Origin of the sequence: Sorangium sp. So ce381 (assembly GCF_051473845.1) — a bacterium.
Taxonomy (GTDB): Bacteria; Myxococcota_A; Polyangia; order Polyangiales; family Polyangiaceae; genus Sorangium; species Sorangium atrum.
On the sequence record NZ_CP150336.1, the window covers coordinates 12121878 to 12137405 of the forward strand.

The following is a 15528-nucleotide window of genomic DNA, read 5'->3' on the forward strand; positions in this document are numbered from 1 at the left end:
CCGGCCGGGTCGAATTGACAGCCTTCCGGTCGGGTCCCTAGCATCGGGCTCCCGTCGAGCCGTGGATCGCCTGCGGAAGTCGGTCATGGGCCCGTGGACGGCGGGCCTTTTCGGTGGCTTGACCGCCGCGCAACTGGATCGGTGGTCGAAAGGAAAGTCGAATATGACGCGGATAGAGCGTGAGAGCAGGCGCCCGTGGAGGGGCGCGGTGAGGTTCGCCATGGCGGGCCTGCTGATCGCGGGCACAGGCAGCGCCTTCGGATGCCTGAGCCGCCCCATCGCCGAGAACAAGCCCCGGTCGACGTCGACGATCGTCGAGCGGCTGACGCAGAGCTCGGTCGACAAGATCGACCTCCTCCTGGCGATCGACAACTCGGGCTCGATGGCCGACAAGCAGGCCATCCTCGCCACCGCGATCCCCGACCTCGTCCAGGGTCTCGTCAACCCGCGCTGCATCCACAAGGACGGCACGATGGCGACCACGGTCGCCTCGCCCAACACGCCCTGTCCGCAGGACTACAAGCGTGAGTTCGAGCCGGTCAAGGACATCCACATCGGCATCATCAGCTCGAGCCTCGGCGGCCACGGGTCGGGCGCCTGCCAGGGGACGACGAGCGCCTCGAACGTGGACATGGCGCACCTCCTCGCGCGCCGGAGCGAGACCTCCACGACCAACGACATCCCGACCTATCTCAACCTGGGCTTCCTGGCCTGGGACCCGGATCAGAAGCTCGACGGCGAGCCGAATCAGCCGGATCCGAACGACGGCGAGGCGGACATCACCGCCGACTCGAACGCCGACCTCAACGACACGTCGCTGGTCAAGCAGCTCACCGATATGGTCAAGGGCACGGGGCAGACCGGCTGCGGCTTCGAGGCGCAGCTCGAGAGCGTGTACCGCTTCCTCGTCGACCCGGAGCCCTACGAGACGATCGGCATCGACGCGGAAGAGAACATCGTCGTCACCGGCGAGGATGCCGTCGTCAAGAAGCAGCGCGCCGACTTCATGCGGCCGAGCTCCCTCCTCGCGATCATCATGCTCACCGACGAGAACGACTGCTCGATCCGTGAGGAGGGCAAGAACTACCTCGTGGCAGAGACCGGGCCGGGCTTCCGCCTGTGGCGGCCGCGCGCCGAGTGCGCCACCGATCCGGGCAACAAGTGCTGCAGGTCGTGCAGCCAGAGACAGGAAGGCTGCCCCGAGGACCCGGCGTGCAAGGGCCCGGACGGCAACGCCGCCAGGCTGACCGCCGCGGAGGATCCGGTCAACTCTCGCTGCTGGGATCAGAAGCGCCGGTTCGGCTTCGACTTCCTCTATCCGATCGACCGCTACCGGCGCGCCTTCACCGAGGCGCAGATCCCGAACCGCAGGGGCGAGCTGGTCCCGAACCCGATCTTCAGCGATCCGAACCCGGACGACCTCGACTCCAACGTCCGCGATCCCGGGCTCGTCTTCTTCGCCGGTATCGTCGGCGTGCCGTGGCAGGACATCGCGCGTCAGAACGCGCAAGGCCAGCCCGACCTGCTGAACGGCCTCAACCAGGACGGCGAGCCGGTCGGTGGGTTCAAGAACTCCGACGAGCTCAGCGCTCCCGTGGGCGGCGCCGCCAGCGCCTGGGAGCTCATCCTCGGCGATCCCGCGAAGTACCAGGCGCCGAAGGATCCCTTCATGATCGAGTCGATGAAGCCTCGCTCGGGCACGAACCCGATCACCAACGACACGATCGTCGGGCCGCAGGAGGCGGGCTGGAACACCATCAACGGCCGCGAGTACACGATCCCGGAGGGGAGCACGGGGGACCTCCAGTACGCTTGCATCTTCGATCTCCCCCAGGACGCGGTGAAGACCTGCGACGGGCAGGCTCAGAGCTGCGACTGCAGAGCGGTGGGCGGTCAGGCGACCGACAACCCGCTGTGCAGGCCCGAAGCGGGGAACGATCAGGAGGATCCGGAGCCCAGGTCGACGACGCAGATCAAGGCGAAGGCCTACCCGGGCCTCCGCGAGCTGCAGCTGATCCGGGAGCTCGGCCCCCAGGGCATCGTCGGCTCGGTGTGCCCGCGCCAGCTCACCAACAACGGCGCGGCCGACTACGGCTACCGGCCGGCGATCGGCGCCATCATCGACCGCCTGAAGACGGTGCTCGGCGGCCAGTGCCTGCCGCGCACGTTGACGCCGCACGAGAACCAGCAGGTCTCCTGCCTGATCCTCGAGGCGCGCAACTCGCAGGGCCAGTGCAACTGCGCGGATGAGAGGACGCCGGGGCGCCTCGACGTGACGGGCGCTCATACGGCGGCGAAGGACGAGGTGCTCTCGCTCGACATCGCGAAGGCGTCCGGCTGGGACTGCGTGTGCGAGATCCAGCAGCTCGATGGCGACGGGGCCAACGCGTGCAGGACCAACGTCGGCGACATCCAGGACGTGCACGGGTGGTGCTACGTCGATCCGTCGATCCGGCTCGGCGACGCCGCCATCGTGGCCGACTGCCCGTCGACCGAGCAGCGCAAGATCCGGTTCACGGGCAAGGGCGAGGCCCAGCAAGGGGCCACGCTGTTCATCACCTGCTCCGGCGAGTAGGCGGCATCAGCGGGCATCCGCTAGCGTCAGCTAGCGTCAGCTAGCGTCAGCTAGCGTCTGATTGAGCCCGGCGCGCGGGGTGCGATCGTGAGATCGCGCCCCGCGGCGCTTTTGTGGCGCTTTGCGGCTCCAGAGCGGCGCCGGCGAGCCGGCCGGCGGAGCGCTCGGGGGGACCTGCCCGGTTTTGTGCTAAGACCGGACTCCTTCGTGGTGGCACGCAAGAAGATTCTCATCATCGAGGACGAGCCCCACATCGTGCTGGGGTTGACGGACGCCCTCGAGTTCGAGGGCTTCTCGGTGGCGTCGGCCTCGAAGGGGAAGGACGGCGTGCTGCTCGCGCGGCAGGAGAAGCCGGACGCCATCCTGCTCGACCTCATGCTCCCCGACACCAACGGCTTCAAGGTCTGCGAGGACCTGCGGCGCTGGGACGCGTTCGTGCCGATCATCATGCTGACGGCCCGCGGCCAGGAGATCGACAAGATCCGCGGCCTCGACGCGGGCGCGGACGACTACGTGACCAAGCCGTTCAGCGTGGGCGAGCTCATCGCCCGCCTGCGCGCCCTCTTCCGCCGCGCCGCCCGGCCGGCCGAGGCGCCCGTCGAGGTGTTCACCATCGGCAACGTGCAGATCAACATGACGGCCCACACGGTCTCGCGGGGCTCTCGCTCGGATCAGCTGTCGTTCTACGAGGTCGAGCTCCTTCGCCTGCTGCACGAGCGCCTGGGCCAGCCGGTCTCGCGCGAGGAGATCCTCCAGAAGATCTGGGGGATCGAGGCCGGACCGTCGAACCGCACTGTCGACAACTTCATCGTCAAGCTGCGCAAGAAGATCGAGCGCTCGCCCGACAAGCCGGAGCACATCCTCACGGTCTACGGCTTCGGTTACAAGCTCGCTCCCTGACGGAGCGGCAGGACGTTGCGGAGGTCGCAAGGCACCGTCACCGCGGCGTCGGTGATGCGCTTCGGATCGAGCTCTTCGATGCGCGCCCCCTCGCGGATCTGCCGCGCCTCGAGGCGCAGCCGGACGAGGCCCGGGCTGCCCGTCTCGCCTGCGTACCCGACCACGTCGCCCGCGTCGAGGCGCGCGCCCGCCACGACGCCAGGGCCAGGGCGATCGAGGTGGCCATGGAGAAGGACATACCTGCGCACGCGATCCACGTCGCGCACGTCGTGCGCCGTGGCCACCGTGATGCCGGACAGCGCGCCGACGAAGATGACCTCGGCCTTCCCCTCCTGGCCCTCGAGCCTGAGCGCTGCCACCCGCTCGCCGCGCGTCGCGGCGATGTCGATCCCGCCGAGCCACGACGGCGGCTCGGGCCGCGCGGCGCCGATCGCGGCGACGAAGCCCGCGGCAGGCAGCGTTCCCGCCCCGGCCGGAGCGTCCTCGACAAGGAGGAACCCCGGCGGCCCGTCCGGCGCGCCGATCGGGAACGTGTACGCGGCGGCGCTCGCCGGGCGTTCCGGGCGGCGGGGGATGTGCTCGTGGGCCTGGCTGCGCGTGCCCGCTCCGGCGGGACGCGCGCCGGCAGGGTCAGAGAGCGCCGCCGCGCCGCCTTCGGGGAGCGGCGCGCCCGGAGCAGGCAGCGGGACGCAGGCGGCGCCCTCCGGCACGGTGCGCGGGCCGCAGAGCGCCGCCGCGCCCGCGGCGCCGCGCGCTGCGGCCGCCGGAGGGACGACCGCGGGCGGCGGCGGCTCGGGATCGTCGATGCCGCCGAGCGCAAGGACGAGCGCCGACGCCGCGGCGCCGCGCACCAGCGGGGAAGGGGAGACCGCTGCCCTCGTCGGGCGGGCTTGCAATGAGCCGGACACACGCATGCCACGAACGGTTTACCGCATCGCGCGCGGCGGGCGAGCTCGGTGCAGCGGCGGCGCGCTCGTCCCGCCCGGCTTGCGCGCGGCGGCCCCGGCGTGAGCGGCGCCGGGCACGCGCGGCCGCGCCCGCCGTGGACGGGAATTCGCGAGGAACAGGCCCTTGTTGCCTGCCGGCTTGCGGAGGCGACGCGCTGTTGATAGCTCCTCTTCGTGCAAAATCGTCAAGCCATCGAGACGACCCTGAACAAGCTGTTCGACGCGGAGCGCACGGCTCGCCGGCTCCACGAAGACCTGACGGCCACGCCCGGCGATGGGCTGCTGGATGTCCTCACGGACGCCATCGCGGCCGCGACGCGCGAGAACGACGAGGACGAGGCGGCGCTCCGGCTGGTGCGTATCGCGTCGCTGCTCGGCGAGCACGAGGGGCCGCGCGCGCTCGACGCGCTCATCGATGTGCTCGCGTCGGAGCACCCCGAGGCGCGGCAGGCCGCGGGCGAGGAGATCGAAACGCTGGCCTACGATCGGTTCAAGGAGGTCGCGCAGGCGGTCGAGCGCGCGCTGAAGCGGCTGCCGGTGGGCTCGTCGGCGCTCCCGGAGCTGCCGTACCTCATCGCCGAGGTGCCGGAGCCGGGCGTGCCGAAGCTGCTCAGCCAGTTCCTGAGCCACAAGGATCCGGACGCGGTCGCGGCGGCGATCGAGACGCTCGTCGAGATCGGTGACCCGGCGCATGCGCCGCTCATCCAGCCGCTGCTCGACGACAAGCGCACGGTCGAGCTCGCGGACGACGGCGGCGACGACGCGACGTCGGAGGTCACGATCGGCGAGCTCGCCGAAGAGGCGCTCAGCCTCCTCGCGCCCTACGACGACGAGGAGGACGGGGTCGCCTGATGATCGGCCCGCCGCTGAGCGCGGCGGACGCCGTGTTGTTCGAGCACGCGGTCGTCCCGCGCTACCTCTCGTTCTTCGCCTCGCTGGCGGTCGAGATGCTGCTGCCCTCCGAGGCGGCGCGCATCGTCCACCTCGGCTGCAGGAGCGGCTTCCCCGACGCGATCGTGGCGGACAAGCTGCCCGGCGCGACCCTCGTGGGCGTCGACGGCTCCGCCGCCGCGCTCGAGCTCGCGCGCGACAAGGCCGCGCTGTTCTCCGGGATGAACGCGAGCTACATGCTCGCCGACGCCCTGCCGACGCCGCTGCCGGACGCGAGCTTCTCCCACGCGTTCACGCTGCACCCGGTCTGCCGTCCGGACGAGCGGGCGCAGCTCCTCGCCGAGCTGCGCCGGGTCCTGGTCCCCGGCGGCCAGGCGCTCATCGCGCTGCCGCTGCGCGGCTCGTTCCCGGAGATCGCCGACATCGCTCGGGAGTGCGCGCTCAAGCAGGACCTCTCGGAGCTCGGCGCCGCGGTGGACGCCGCCGCCGTCAGCCGCCCCACGATCGAGACCATCGCCGAGGAGATCGAGGGCGCGGGGCTCGACGAGGTCGAGGTCGACGTCCAGCTCATCGCCGTGTCGTTCGAGAGCGGGCGTGAGTTCCTCGAGGATCCCATCTCGAGGTTGATGGTGATCCCCGAGTCGACGGCGATGCTCGACGTCGAGCCGCAGATCATCGACTCGATGCTCAAGTACCTGCACCACGCGGTCTCGAAGTACTGGTCCGAAGGGGTCTTCGAGCTGACCGTGAACGTCGGGTGCGCGAGCGCTCGGCGCCCGCTGGGCTGACGATCGCCTGACGACGGCTGACGATCGAGCGAGGGCGCTGGTCGCGCGGAGCGCGGCCTGCGCTAGCGCTCGCGCCCGCCGCCGCGGAGGCCGAGCTCGTCGAGCCCGGCGAGCGCCGCAAGCGAGACCGGGTGGTACGGCGGCCGCGGGGTGATCGGCTTCCGGGCGTCGCCCCCGCGCTCCTCGATGAGCCGCGCGCAGAGCGCGAGGCACCACTTGCCCTGGCACCAGCCGGTGCCGAAGCCCGTGTAGCGCTTGACGGACTCGATGTCCTTGTAGCCGCGATCCATCGCGGCCTCGAGCTCGTGCAGCGTGACGTCCTCGCAGCGGCAGACGAGCGTCTTCATCGACCTAGTCGCCCTCGTACTCGCAGCGGGCGTCGCAGGTCTCGAAGATGGTGACCCGGTTCAAGGACGGCAGCGACGGCGCGAGGCGGCTCCAGATCCACCGGGCGAGCACCTCGCTCGTCGGGTTCTCCAGCCCGGGGACCTCGTTCAGGTAGTGGTGATCGAGCAGGTCGTGGAGGGGAGCCCAGGCCTCGTAGAGGTGGCTGTAATCGATGAACCACCCCGTCTCCTCGTTCACCGGGCCGCGGATCGCGACCTCGACCTTGAAGCTGTGACCGTGGAGGCGCGCGCACTTGTGCCCCTGCGGAACCTTGGGAAGGCGGTGGGCGGCCTCGAAGCGGAACTCGTGTACGAGACGGACGTTCATCGGAGCAGCGGTCATGGGGCGGCCGCCGTGGGGCGTCAACGCCCCGCGGCCTCGCGAGGGGCGACGTGAGGTACGGGGTTCCCTCGAGGCGCTCGAGCGACTATACCGCCGGCCATGCCGCAGAAGCCCGCAGTGAGAGCCAAGAAGAAGCGTCGCGACACGAAGCGCCTGGCGAACTGGCGCGCCAAGAAGGAGCTGCAGAGCGCCCAGGGAACGCCGGCCGAGCCGGCCGCCGCCGCGCGATCCGGCAGCTGAGCCGCGAGCACCGGCCGCGGCCGGTGCTCAGATCGCCGGCTCGTCCTCTCCGTCGTCGTCCGGCCCCGGCGACGCCGGTCCCTTGCGTCGCGCCGCACGAACGGTCGCGACCTCGGCCCTGGACGGGTTGATCACGAGGAAGCCATGGTCCGCGTCGAGGAGCGCGACGTCTCCCGGCGACGCCCAACGGAACGCACCCGCCACATCCACGATCGACGGCACTCCGAGCAGCTGGAGGAGCACGAGCGAGCGCGGCCCGGACCGGTCGCTGAGCGCGACGCCCACCGGGTGGGCCCGGGCGGAGATCAGGAGGTCGAAGACCGTCAGCTGGTCTCCCACGAGGACCGCCTTCGACGGGAGCTCGGCCCGGGCGTCCGGGGTCGCCAGCATCAGGATCGCATCGCAGAGATCCTCGATGTCGCGGGCGCGATCCTGCAAGAACGGGTCGCCGACGATCCCGTTGGCGGCCCGCGCCACCTCGCGAGCGACCGTCCCGAGCGCCTGCGCGACGTTGCGCCCGCTGGCCGCGAGCTCGAAGGCGCGCGCGCGCAGGCGGCCGTCGCCGATCATCAGGAGGTAGGTCGAGAGGAACGCCGCCTCCTGCGCGAGCCCTCGCTTCGCCGCGCGGGCGTTGAGGTCGAGGAGCGCCTTCTCCGCGATGTCGAAGGCGAACCGCAGGAGCTTCGGATCGCCGCTGCCCTGCCGCGCGCCGAGCGATGAGGTCGCCGGCCGCCGCAGGGCCGCGATGGCGCCGAGCGCGCGCCCCGCGACGACGGGCAACCCCGGCAGCGTGACCTTGCGCGTGCCGCCGCCCGTGCGCCGCCGCCGCTCGCGCAGCTCGTCGAGCACCTGCGCGTGGCGCGCGCCGGCCGCGATCGGCGCCGTCAGCGCCATGACGAGCTCGACGTCGCGCGCCGTGAAGGCGCGATCGCCCGCCCGCTGCACGACCAGGGCGCCGAGCGGGCGGCCGCTGCCGAGGATGGGCGCCGCGAGGAAGACCGGGAAGCGCTCTTCTCGGAGCTCGGGGAACGCCCGGTAGCGCTCGTGCTCGGTCGCCTGGACGACCGAGATCGGCCGCAGGCACTCGACCGCCATGCCCGTGATGCCCTGGCCGACCGAGAGCCGCACCGTGCCGCGCGCCTCGCGCGGAAAGCCGACGTTGCCGCGCAGCACCAGCTCGTCGCCGTCGCCCTCGAGGAGGTACAGCGAGGCCACGTCGGCGCCGAGGATCGCGGCGATCCGCTGCGGCGCCTCGTCGAGGAGGAGCGAGAGCGGCATCGGCTTCGCCACGAAGGCCAGGTACTCGATCACGAGATCCAGGCGCTCATCGCGGCGCACCTGGATCCTCGCGGAGGCGACCGACGGCGGCGCGCCCTCGTCGTCGGTATCCGCGGCGCGGGCCGAGCTGCGGGCCGGGTCGCTCGAGACGGACGCGTCCTCCTCGTCGGGGCCGGGCTCGTCCAGCGCGCGGTCCGGGAAGCTGTCCCGTGAGCCCTCCACGTCGGACGGCGTCGCGGACGGGCTCGCGATCGCTTCGAGCTCCGTGGGCGGATGGGTCGCCTTCGGATCGGTGCGCGACGACATGCCATGATCGCTATCACACACCGTCGCTCGAGCGCACCTTGCTCCCGCCGCCTCCGGACCGCTGCGCGGTCTGGACGGCGCGGCCGCGCGAGGTGCGCGCTCGCTGCGAGCCGCCCGCGCGGCGAGCGCGGGTGGGGGCAGCCGGAGGTCAGGGCGTCCGCAGGTCGACGGGTCCGTCGAGGGGCGGGCGCTGCATCCACCCGAGCGCAGAGAGCCGCGCGCGCGGGGCTGCCGCGGCCGCCGCGCGCGTGAGCGGCCCGGCTCCGCCCGCGCCGATCGCGGTGATCGCGCCGCGGATCGGCGCGAGCAGCGCCGGAGCGGCCTCGGCGCTGCTCGCCGCCACGTGGACCACGCGCGCCGCGGGCGGCAGCAGCAGCGATCGCGGCGCCGGATCCAGGCCGACCCCGTGCCCTCGACCTTCCCAGAACGAGCCCACGGCCTCGAGCGTGGCCCGGTACATGGTCACCTCCGCGCGGGCGGCGCCGTCGAGCGGCCCGCGCGGGACGCGCGCGCCCAGCGCGTCGAGCGCCTCGTGCAGGGCGCGCGCGAGCGCCTCCGCGCGCTCGGCCGGGCCTTCCACCAGCACGAAGCGCGGCGACAGGCAGCCGCGCTGATCGAACGGCACGACGTCCGCCGCGATGTCCCGCGCCGCCTCGGCGAGGTTCGCGCTCAGGCCGACGACGGCGAGCCCCAGGCCGGCGCCATGCCCGCGCACGAGCACGCCCGGGCCGGCCTGGGCCCGCAGCGTGGCCACGGTCTGGTCCGAGCCGTAGACGTGCAGCTCGGCGCCGGGCAGATCCCCGGGGACGCCCTCGCCGGCCGCCGGCGCCCCGGCGTCCCCGAGCGCGATGTCCGCGACCAGCGCGATGGTCCCGCCTGCGCGGCGGAAGCCTTCGTCGGCCTGCAGCGCGCGCACGAGGAGCTCCGCGACGACGGGATCGCGGCGGGATGGGCGCACGAAGACCTCCGGCGCTGTCGCCGCCGCGACGGCGATGGCCCGCAGCGGCGCCGTGCAGACGTTGGCCGCCAGGACCACGTGGCAGCGGCGCGCGCGCCCCGAGGCCGACACGAGCGCGTCGAGCTCGCGATCGCTCGGCGCGATCTCGAGGTGGCGGCCGAGCGCGAGCTCCACGCCCTCCTGCGAGAGGCCGCTCGTGGAAGGCAGCCGCTGGCGCGCCTCCTCGCCCAGCGGATCGCGCGCGTCCGCGATCCGCACCGCCGCGGCGACGGCGCGCTCGACCCGGCGGCGCCGCGCCGCGCCGTCGTCCATCATCACGGGCCGCCGCCGAGCATCTGGTCCATCGCGATCGAGCAGCCGCGCGGCGGCGCCCCGGACGCGCGGCCCAGGAGCTCGACGCCCTCCGCGGTGACGCGCACGCGGTCGGCGGTCTGGATGGCGACCGCCGAGTCGACGTTCGCGAGATCGACGATCCGCGCGAGCCCGATGGCGCCCGCAGGGAGCGGCGCGAGCGTCTCGGGGTCCACCGCGGTGACGCGCGTCCAGGGGGGCGCGAGGTACAGCCCCGGCGCCGCGCGCGGTGCGCCGGCGAGCGCCGCCGCGAGCGTGCCCTCGTAGAGCTGGCTGGAGAGCTCGGTCATGCCGTACTCGCTCACCACGTGCGAGAGGGGCACCCCCAGCGCCCGCGCGATCGACGCCCGCAGCTCCTCCGCGGGCACCTCGCGCGAGCGGCCCTTGTAGCCGCCGGTCTGCATGACCCGGCTCCCTTCGGGCAGCAGCGCCGCGCCCTCGGGCAGCTTCGCCTCGATCAGGTGCTCGATCAGGTGCACGAAGGCGAACGACGTTCCGAGCACGAGCGCCGGCTCGCTCGAGGCGCGCGCCTCGGCGCACGCGCGGGCGAACCCTGCGGCGTCGAGCTCGCCGCCGCGAACGTGCCAGCTCGCCGGCCCCGAGAGGCGCGCCGCGAAGCGGTCGATCATGAACCCGAGCGACGAGTCCGGCGCCTCGTGGAGCGGCGGCGCGAGGACGATCGCCCGGAGCCGCGCGCCGTCGGGCCACAGCAGGCGCTCCCCCCACGCGAGCGCGGCCAGCTCGTACGTGGCGGTCGTGCGGAACGGGTGCTCGCCGCGGGACGCCGCGCCGAGGGAAGTCCCGCTCGTGCGGAAGACGCGCTCGTCCGCCTCCGGCGGGTGGGCCGCGACGCGCGCGAACCGGAACACGTCGCACGGCACAGCGGGGATCTGCGCCGCGAGATCCATCGCGGCGACGTCCGCGCCGCGCGCCTCGAAGAGGCGGGCGACCGGCGCGCAATGCGCGGCCTGGTGCCGGGCGAGGGCGAGCGCGAGCGCATCGAAGGTCTCCGGAAGCGCCCCGCGCTCGCCCTGGTCCTGCGGAGGAGAGGCAGCCGCCGCTCGGCCGGCGCCTGTCGAGCCCGCCCCGTCCACGCGGAGCGACGCCTCGATGAACGCCCGCGCGCGGCGGTGCAGCGCCTCGCTCTGGTCTATCGGTCCCACGGGCACCGGGATAGCACGCGCGTCCTGCTCCGCTCGCGCGCTAGGCCGTCAACACGCGCGCAGCACGCGGGCGAGCGCCCCGGCCGCGGCCGAGAGCAGCGCTTCGGGGATGGTGAGCGCCGGCGTCAGCGTCAGCGTCTCGCCGCGCACCCCGCCCGTGAGGACCAGGTACCCTTCGGCCAGCATCCCGCGCATGGCCCGGAGCCCGAGCTCGGCGCTCTCGAGCTCGACGCCGACCATGAGCCCCGCGCCCCGCACGTCGACGACGCCCGCCCTGCGCGGGAGCGCCTCCCGCAGCATCGCCTGGAAGCGAGCGCCCACGTCGCGCGAGCGCGCGGCCAGCCGGCCTTCGCCGAGGGCGTCGAGCGTCGCGAGCGCGGCGCTCGACGCGAGGGGCGATCCGGAGTGCGTCGAGGTGTGGACCACCTCGCCCTCGCGCGCCCACGCCCGCATGATCGGCTCGGGCGCCACGCACGCGGAGATGGGCAGCCCGCCGCCGAGCCCCTTGCCGAAGCACAGGATATCGACCGGCGCCCCGAGCTCTCCTGTGCGCGTCATCGCCCCCGATCGACCGAGGCCGGTCCAGATCTCGTCCGCGATCACGAGCGCCCCGTGCCGGTGCGCCGCTTCGCAGACCGCGTGCAGGAACGCGTCGGGCGGGACGACGCAGCCGCCCCGCCCGAGGATCGGCTCGAGGAGGACCGCGCCGACGTCGCCCCCGCGCAGCGCGAGCTCGACGGCGTCGACCGAGCGCGCGGCGCCCGCCTCGTCGCGCGGGTAGGGCGCGAACGTCACGCGCCGGTTGAGCTGCTCCGCGAAGGGCGCCCTGTAGCTCTCCCGCAGCCCGCACGCCGCGAGCGGCGCGTACCCGAGCCCGTGGTACGCGCCCTCGAACGCGACGAGCCCAGGCCGTCCGGTCGAGAGCGCCGCCGTCTTGACGGCCGCGGTGATCGCGTCGCTGCCGCTCTGGCCGAGCAGCGCCATGGGCGAGGGCCCGGGGTGCAGCGCCGCGAGGCGCTCCAGCAGGGCGATCTTCACGTCGGCCGAGTACACGTCGCCGAGCGCGAGGGTCAGCCTCGACAGCTGCTCCTCCGCCGCGCGCCGCACCGGCGCCGCCGCGTGGCCGAGCAGCAGCGCGCCGAAGCCGGCGCACAGGTCGACGTACCGGTTCCCGTCGACGTCGCAGACGTTCGCGCCGCGCCCGTGCGACAGCACGATCGGCAGCATGTCGGCGCCGCTCTTCTGCGCCCGCGCCTCGCGCCGCCGGCCGAACGCCGGGCACTCGACGCGCTCGAGCCGCTCGAGGGCGCTCCGCGACAGGGGACCAGGCGGCGGCGACAGGATCGCGGGCAGCTCGGCGCCGCTGCCCGCGTCCGGCGCCGCCGGCAGCGGCAGATCGCTGTTCGGCATCGTCCTTCCTCCGCCGGAGCCTAGCGCGCCCGCGGGCGGCTGCTCAGGCGCACACCCGGTTTCTCCCGCTGTTCTTCGCGTGGTAGAGGCGCTCGTCCGCGCGCTTGATGAGGTCGTTCGCGGTGCGATCGCCCTCCTGGAGGAGCGCCACGCCGACGCTGATCGTCACGCGGATGCTGTCGGCCTGGAACACGAACAGGTGCTCGGCGACCTTTTGACGCAGGGTCTCGCCGAGGGCCGCCGCGCCCTCGATGGACGTCTCCGGCAGGATGATGGCGAACTCCTCGCCGCCGTAGCGCGCGAAGACCTCGTCGCGGCGAATGCGGCTCTGCACGATGCGCGCGACCTCCTTCAGCACGAAGTCGCCGGCCAGGTGGCCGTGGACGTCGTTGATGCGCTTGAAGTGGTCGATGTCGAACAGGAGGATCGCGAGGTCCCGCTCGTGGCGGCGGCCGCGGATGATCTCGCGCTCGAGCGCCTCGTAGAGGTAGCGCTTGTTGTGGATCTGCGTGAGACCATCGATGATGGTCATCCGGTAGATCTCTTCGTGGTATTGCGCCTCCACGTCGGCGCCGGACAGGAACTTGAAGATCGTGGGGCCGATCTTCACCCGGTCTCCGTTCTTCAGCACCACCTCGCGGGAGATCTGCTCATCGTTGCAGTACGTCCCGTTGGTGCTCCCATCGTCGACGACCATCCAGGCGCTCGGCCGCTGCTCGAAATGGGCGTGCCTTCGTGACACGGAGTCGCCGTCGAGCACGATGTGGTTGTCCGCGCCGCGACCGACCCGCGTCGGGTTGTTCTCCAGCACGAACCGCTTGCCGAGCAGCGTGGGCTCCTTCGTGTAGATCACGACCAGGCAGTCGGTCGTGTTCTTGCTGCCGCCGCCCGGTGGGGGCTGGACCACCTGCGTTACACGAGTCTTTTCGTCGAAGTCACTCACGCGCGCTCAGCCCAACCCGTCGTGCGACCTAGCCTCGACATCGTTCGAGCTCTTCCCGAGACGGAACCTACCCGGGCGTGGCTCTTCGGTCGCGATGCAACGGTTCGATATGCCCTAGCTCGCCCAACGTCAAAGCGTACTGACATGCCCCGACTCCCGTCAAGACGGCCATCCGGGCGGAGCCGTCTTCAGTGCTTCCTCCGCCTTCCCGACCCGACAACGGCCTACGTCGCCTTCTGCGCTCGGTCGCGTCGGTCGTGTCGGTTGCGTCGGTTGCGTCCGTTGCGCCCTTCCACGTTCTCGGCTTGTTCCCCGCACGCCGTCCGCCCCCTCGCCGCTGTTCGCTGCCGCTCACGCCGCGCCGCCGGTGCTCGCCGATGCACCTTGTGGGGCGCTGTGCGCTGCTATCGCAGTTGACGCCCCATCTCTTTCCTCTTGTGCAGCCCGAGCTGCCGAGGACGCGGGTCTCTCTATGCGTTTCCCGAGCGCGCCGCCACCCGTCCGGCGAGCGATTGAGCCGGCAAGGGAGAGAATGGTTTGCTGGAACACGATGTGTTTGTTCGCCTGGCATGTCCGCGTTCTGCGGGGACGAGGCTCTGTGAGTTCTGCCTCAAAACGAGGGCGCATCACAACGCTGAACTGAGCGAAGCGGAACGCAGCGGACCGGAACCGAGCGAAGCGGCACGGAACGGAGCGGAACCGGAGCGGAGCGGAACCGAGCGAAGCCGAGAAGAACGTCGCGAGCGGTGCGGAACGGTGCGGAACGTCGCGAGCGGCGCGGAACGGCGCGGAGCCGGAGCGGAGCCGCGTGGACCGCGTGCGCTGCACGCCGCGCGTGCTGCGACCCCGCAGCGCAGAGGCCTCCCGCGAGCGTTGCCGGTCAGTTGACTTGGCATACAGGGTGCGTAGGATAGACCTGCGTCGCGGCGGAGACCTTCCCCCCCCAGGTCCGTCGCGGCGTTTTTCTTTTCAGGCTGCCGTGCCCATCTCCAGGCCGCGGCACGGCAGCGCGCTTCCTGCCTTGGATGGCCTCCAGGAGCAGCTCGTTCCTCCGCCAGCCGCAACGCTCCGTCATTGCTGGAACCGGCTACGGCGGGAAGGCGTCACTGCGCCCGCTCGTCACTGCGCCCGCTGCGGAGAAAGCCGCCGAGAGGCCGACCCCCATCACGAGGACGGGATCGACGGATCGAGCCCTGACGCGCAGGCGCGGGCGTGAGGGGTGGACACCGCGCTGGTGTCGATCAGGCGAGCGACGACAGCGTCGCGCGCAGCTCGCCGCCATCGAATACCCAGAGCTCGCCCGGTCGTCCCGTGGTCCAGGTCTCGTTCGCGGTGAGCGGGCTCGTCGCGACCACCGCGATCCGATCCTTCGGGGTCGTGACGGCCGAGAAGTCGACGCGGACATCGTCGTCCAGGAGCGTCGCGATGCCGAAGGGGGCCTTGCGGATGATGTGACAGAGCCGGGTTGCGCAGCGGGCGAAGAGGTGGCGCCCGTCGCCGAGCAGGAAGTTGAACGTCCCGTCCTGGCCTAGCTCGCCGCCGAGCGCCGCGATCGCCTCCCAGAGCTCGCTGGGCCGGCGAGGATAGCCGGAGAACGAGCTGCGGAGCCCCTCCAGCAGGTAACAGAAGGCGTGCTCGCTGTCGGTCGTTCCGATGGGGTTGAAGCGGCCCAGCGCGCGGCGCCGGACGCGAGGGAGCGTGCCGTTGTGCGCGAAGACCCAGTGGCGTCCCCAGAGCTCGCGCATGAACGGGTGCGTGTTGGCGAGGAGCACGTCGCCGCGGGTGCGGCGCCGGATGTGGCCGATCGCGAGCAGCGTCTTGATGGGCGTCTCGCTGAGGAATCGCGCCAGCGGGCTCTCCGCGGCGGGGCTCGGATCGAGGAACACGCGCGCGGCGCGCCCCTCGAAGAACGCGAGGCCCCAACCGTCAGCGTGGGGACCTGTGCGGCCGCCCCGGTGCCGGAGGCCGTTGAACGAAAAAACGATGTCTGTGGGGACGTTGCACTCCATCCCGAGGAGCTCGCACATGCTCGCGGCTGGACCATATCAC

Annotated in this window: 14 protein-coding genes; 5 read left to right on the forward strand and 9 right to left on the reverse strand. The window is 72.4% G+C overall.

All coding sequences use genetic code 11. The annotated features are described in order from the left end of the window. The first annotated feature begins 220 nt into the window (after positions 1–220). Positions 221–2575 (forward strand): hypothetical protein, encoded by a 2355-nt coding sequence (locus WMF29_RS45435; RefSeq protein ID WP_437326273.1) that lies wholly within the window; start codon positions 221–223, stop codon positions 2573–2575. Between the two features lie 210 nt (positions 2576–2785). Beyond that, on the forward strand, positions 2786–3475 hold the full coding sequence (locus WMF29_RS45440; protein WP_272096320.1) for a response regulator transcription factor: 690 nt from the start codon (positions 2786–2788) through the stop codon (positions 3473–3475). Here the strand turns inward: WMF29_RS45440 and WMF29_RS45445 are convergent. After that, complete coding sequence (locus WMF29_RS45445) at positions 3457–4389, reverse strand: hypothetical protein (RefSeq protein ID WP_437326274.1); 933 nt, start codon at positions 4387–4389, stop codon at positions 3457–3459. The genes WMF29_RS45440 and WMF29_RS45445 overlap by 19 nt on opposite strands. A 207-nt stretch (positions 4390–4596) precedes the next feature. Between WMF29_RS45445 and WMF29_RS45450 the strand changes: the two genes are divergently transcribed. Both WMF29_RS45450 and WMF29_RS45455 read left to right on the forward strand, forming a co-directional pair. Continuing rightward, the gene (locus WMF29_RS45450) at positions 4597–5274 is read left to right on the forward strand and encodes a HEAT repeat domain-containing protein (RefSeq protein ID WP_437326275.1); all 678 of its coding nucleotides are present in this window, start codon (positions 4597–4599) and stop codon (positions 5272–5274) included. After that, on the forward strand, positions 5274–6101 hold the full coding sequence (locus WMF29_RS45455; protein ID WP_437326276.1) for a class I SAM-dependent methyltransferase: 828 nt from the start codon (positions 5274–5276) through the stop codon (positions 6099–6101). Before WMF29_RS45450 ends, WMF29_RS45455 begins: the two co-directional genes overlap by 1 nt. Before the next feature lie 62 nt (positions 6102–6163). On the opposite strand, the gene WMF29_RS45460 is transcribed toward WMF29_RS45455, so the two are convergent. Both WMF29_RS45460 and queD read right to left on the reverse strand, forming a co-directional pair. Continuing rightward, positions 6164–6448: a (2Fe-2S)-binding protein gene (locus WMF29_RS45460; RefSeq protein ID WP_272096324.1), complete on the reverse strand. Its 285-nt coding sequence runs from the start codon at positions 6446–6448 to the stop codon at positions 6164–6166. Positions 6449–6452: 4 nt separating this feature from the next. After that, the gene (queD, locus tag WMF29_RS45465; protein ID WP_437278340.1) at positions 6453–6815 is read right to left on the reverse strand and encodes a 6-carboxytetrahydropterin synthase QueD; all 363 of its coding nucleotides are present in this window, start codon (positions 6813–6815) and stop codon (positions 6453–6455) included. Positions 6816–6929: 114 nt separating this feature from the next. Between queD and WMF29_RS45470 the strand changes: the two genes are divergently transcribed. Beyond that, a complete protein-coding gene (locus tag WMF29_RS45470) occupies positions 6930–7070 on the forward strand; it encodes a hypothetical protein (RefSeq protein WP_012241230.1) in 141 nt (46 codons plus the stop codon). A 27-nt stretch (positions 7071–7097) separates the two neighbouring features. On the opposite strand, the gene WMF29_RS45475 is transcribed toward WMF29_RS45470, so the two are convergent. From WMF29_RS45475 to WMF29_RS45500, 6 genes are all read right to left on the reverse strand, one after another. After that, a complete protein-coding gene (locus tag WMF29_RS45475) occupies positions 7098–8654 on the reverse strand; it encodes a GAF domain-containing protein (RefSeq protein WP_437326277.1) in 1557 nt (518 codons plus the stop codon). A 148-nt stretch (positions 8655–8802) separates the two neighbouring features. Beyond that, positions 8803–9927 (reverse strand): acyl-CoA reductase, encoded by a 1125-nt coding sequence (locus WMF29_RS45480; RefSeq protein WP_437331239.1) that lies wholly within the window; start codon positions 9925–9927, stop codon positions 8803–8805. Continuing rightward, positions 9927–11126: an acyl-protein synthetase gene (locus WMF29_RS45485; RefSeq protein ID WP_437326278.1), complete on the reverse strand. Its 1200-nt coding sequence runs from the start codon at positions 11124–11126 to the stop codon at positions 9927–9929. Before WMF29_RS45485 ends, WMF29_RS45480 begins: the two co-directional genes overlap by 1 nt. Before the next feature lie 48 nt (positions 11127–11174). Beyond that, positions 11175–12536 (reverse strand): aspartate aminotransferase family protein, encoded by a 1362-nt coding sequence (locus tag WMF29_RS45490; RefSeq protein ID WP_437326279.1) that lies wholly within the window; start codon positions 12534–12536, stop codon positions 11175–11177. Positions 12537–12579: 43 nt separating this feature from the next. Then, positions 12580–13479, reverse strand: coding sequence for a GGDEF domain-containing protein (locus WMF29_RS45495; protein WP_012241235.1), 900 nt, complete (start codon positions 13477–13479; stop codon positions 12580–12582). A 1241-nt stretch (positions 13480–14720) separates the two neighbouring features. Then, a complete protein-coding gene (locus tag WMF29_RS45500; RefSeq protein WP_437326280.1) occupies positions 14721–15506 on the reverse strand; it encodes a class II glutamine amidotransferase in 786 nt (261 codons plus the stop codon). Positions 15507–15528: the final 22 nt, after the last annotated feature.

What these genes read in the sequence shown, in the direction of transcription:
- WMF29_RS45435 (WP_437326273.1), top strand. Translation starts at nt 221, where the DNA reads ATGGCGGGCCTGCTGATCGCGGGCACAGGCAGCGCCTTCGGATGCCTG.
- WMF29_RS45500 (WP_437326280.1), bottom strand. Translation starts at nt 15,506, where the DNA reads ATGTGCGAGCTCCTCGGGATGGAGTGCAACGTCCCCACAGACATCGTT.
- WMF29_RS45475 (WP_437326277.1), bottom strand. Translation starts at nt 8,654, where the DNA reads ATGTCGTCGCGCACCGATCCGAAGGCGACCCATCCGCCCACGGAGCTC.
- WMF29_RS45490 (WP_437326279.1), bottom strand. Translation starts at nt 12,536, where the DNA reads ATGCCGAACAGCGATCTGCCGCTGCCGGCGGCGCCGGACGCGGGCAGC.
- WMF29_RS45480 (WP_437331239.1), bottom strand. Translation starts at nt 9,927, where the DNA reads ATGATGGACGACGGCGCGGCGCGGCGCCGCCGGGTCGAGCGCGCCGTC.
- WMF29_RS45445 (WP_437326274.1), bottom strand. Translation starts at nt 4,389, where the DNA reads ATGCGTGTGTCCGGCTCATTGCAAGCCCGCCCGACGAGGGCAGCGGTC.
- queD (WP_437278340.1), bottom strand. Translation starts at nt 6,815, where the DNA reads ATGAACGTCCGTCTCGTACACGAGTTCCGCTTCGAGGCCGCCCACCGC.
- WMF29_RS45470 (WP_012241230.1), top strand. Translation starts at nt 6,930, where the DNA reads ATGCCGCAGAAGCCCGCAGTGAGAGCCAAGAAGAAGCGTCGCGACACG.
- WMF29_RS45455 (WP_437326276.1), top strand. Translation starts at nt 5,274, where the DNA reads ATGATCGGCCCGCCGCTGAGCGCGGCGGACGCCGTGTTGTTCGAGCAC.
- WMF29_RS45460 (WP_272096324.1), bottom strand. Translation starts at nt 6,448, where the DNA reads ATGAAGACGCTCGTCTGCCGCTGCGAGGACGTCACGCTGCACGAGCTC.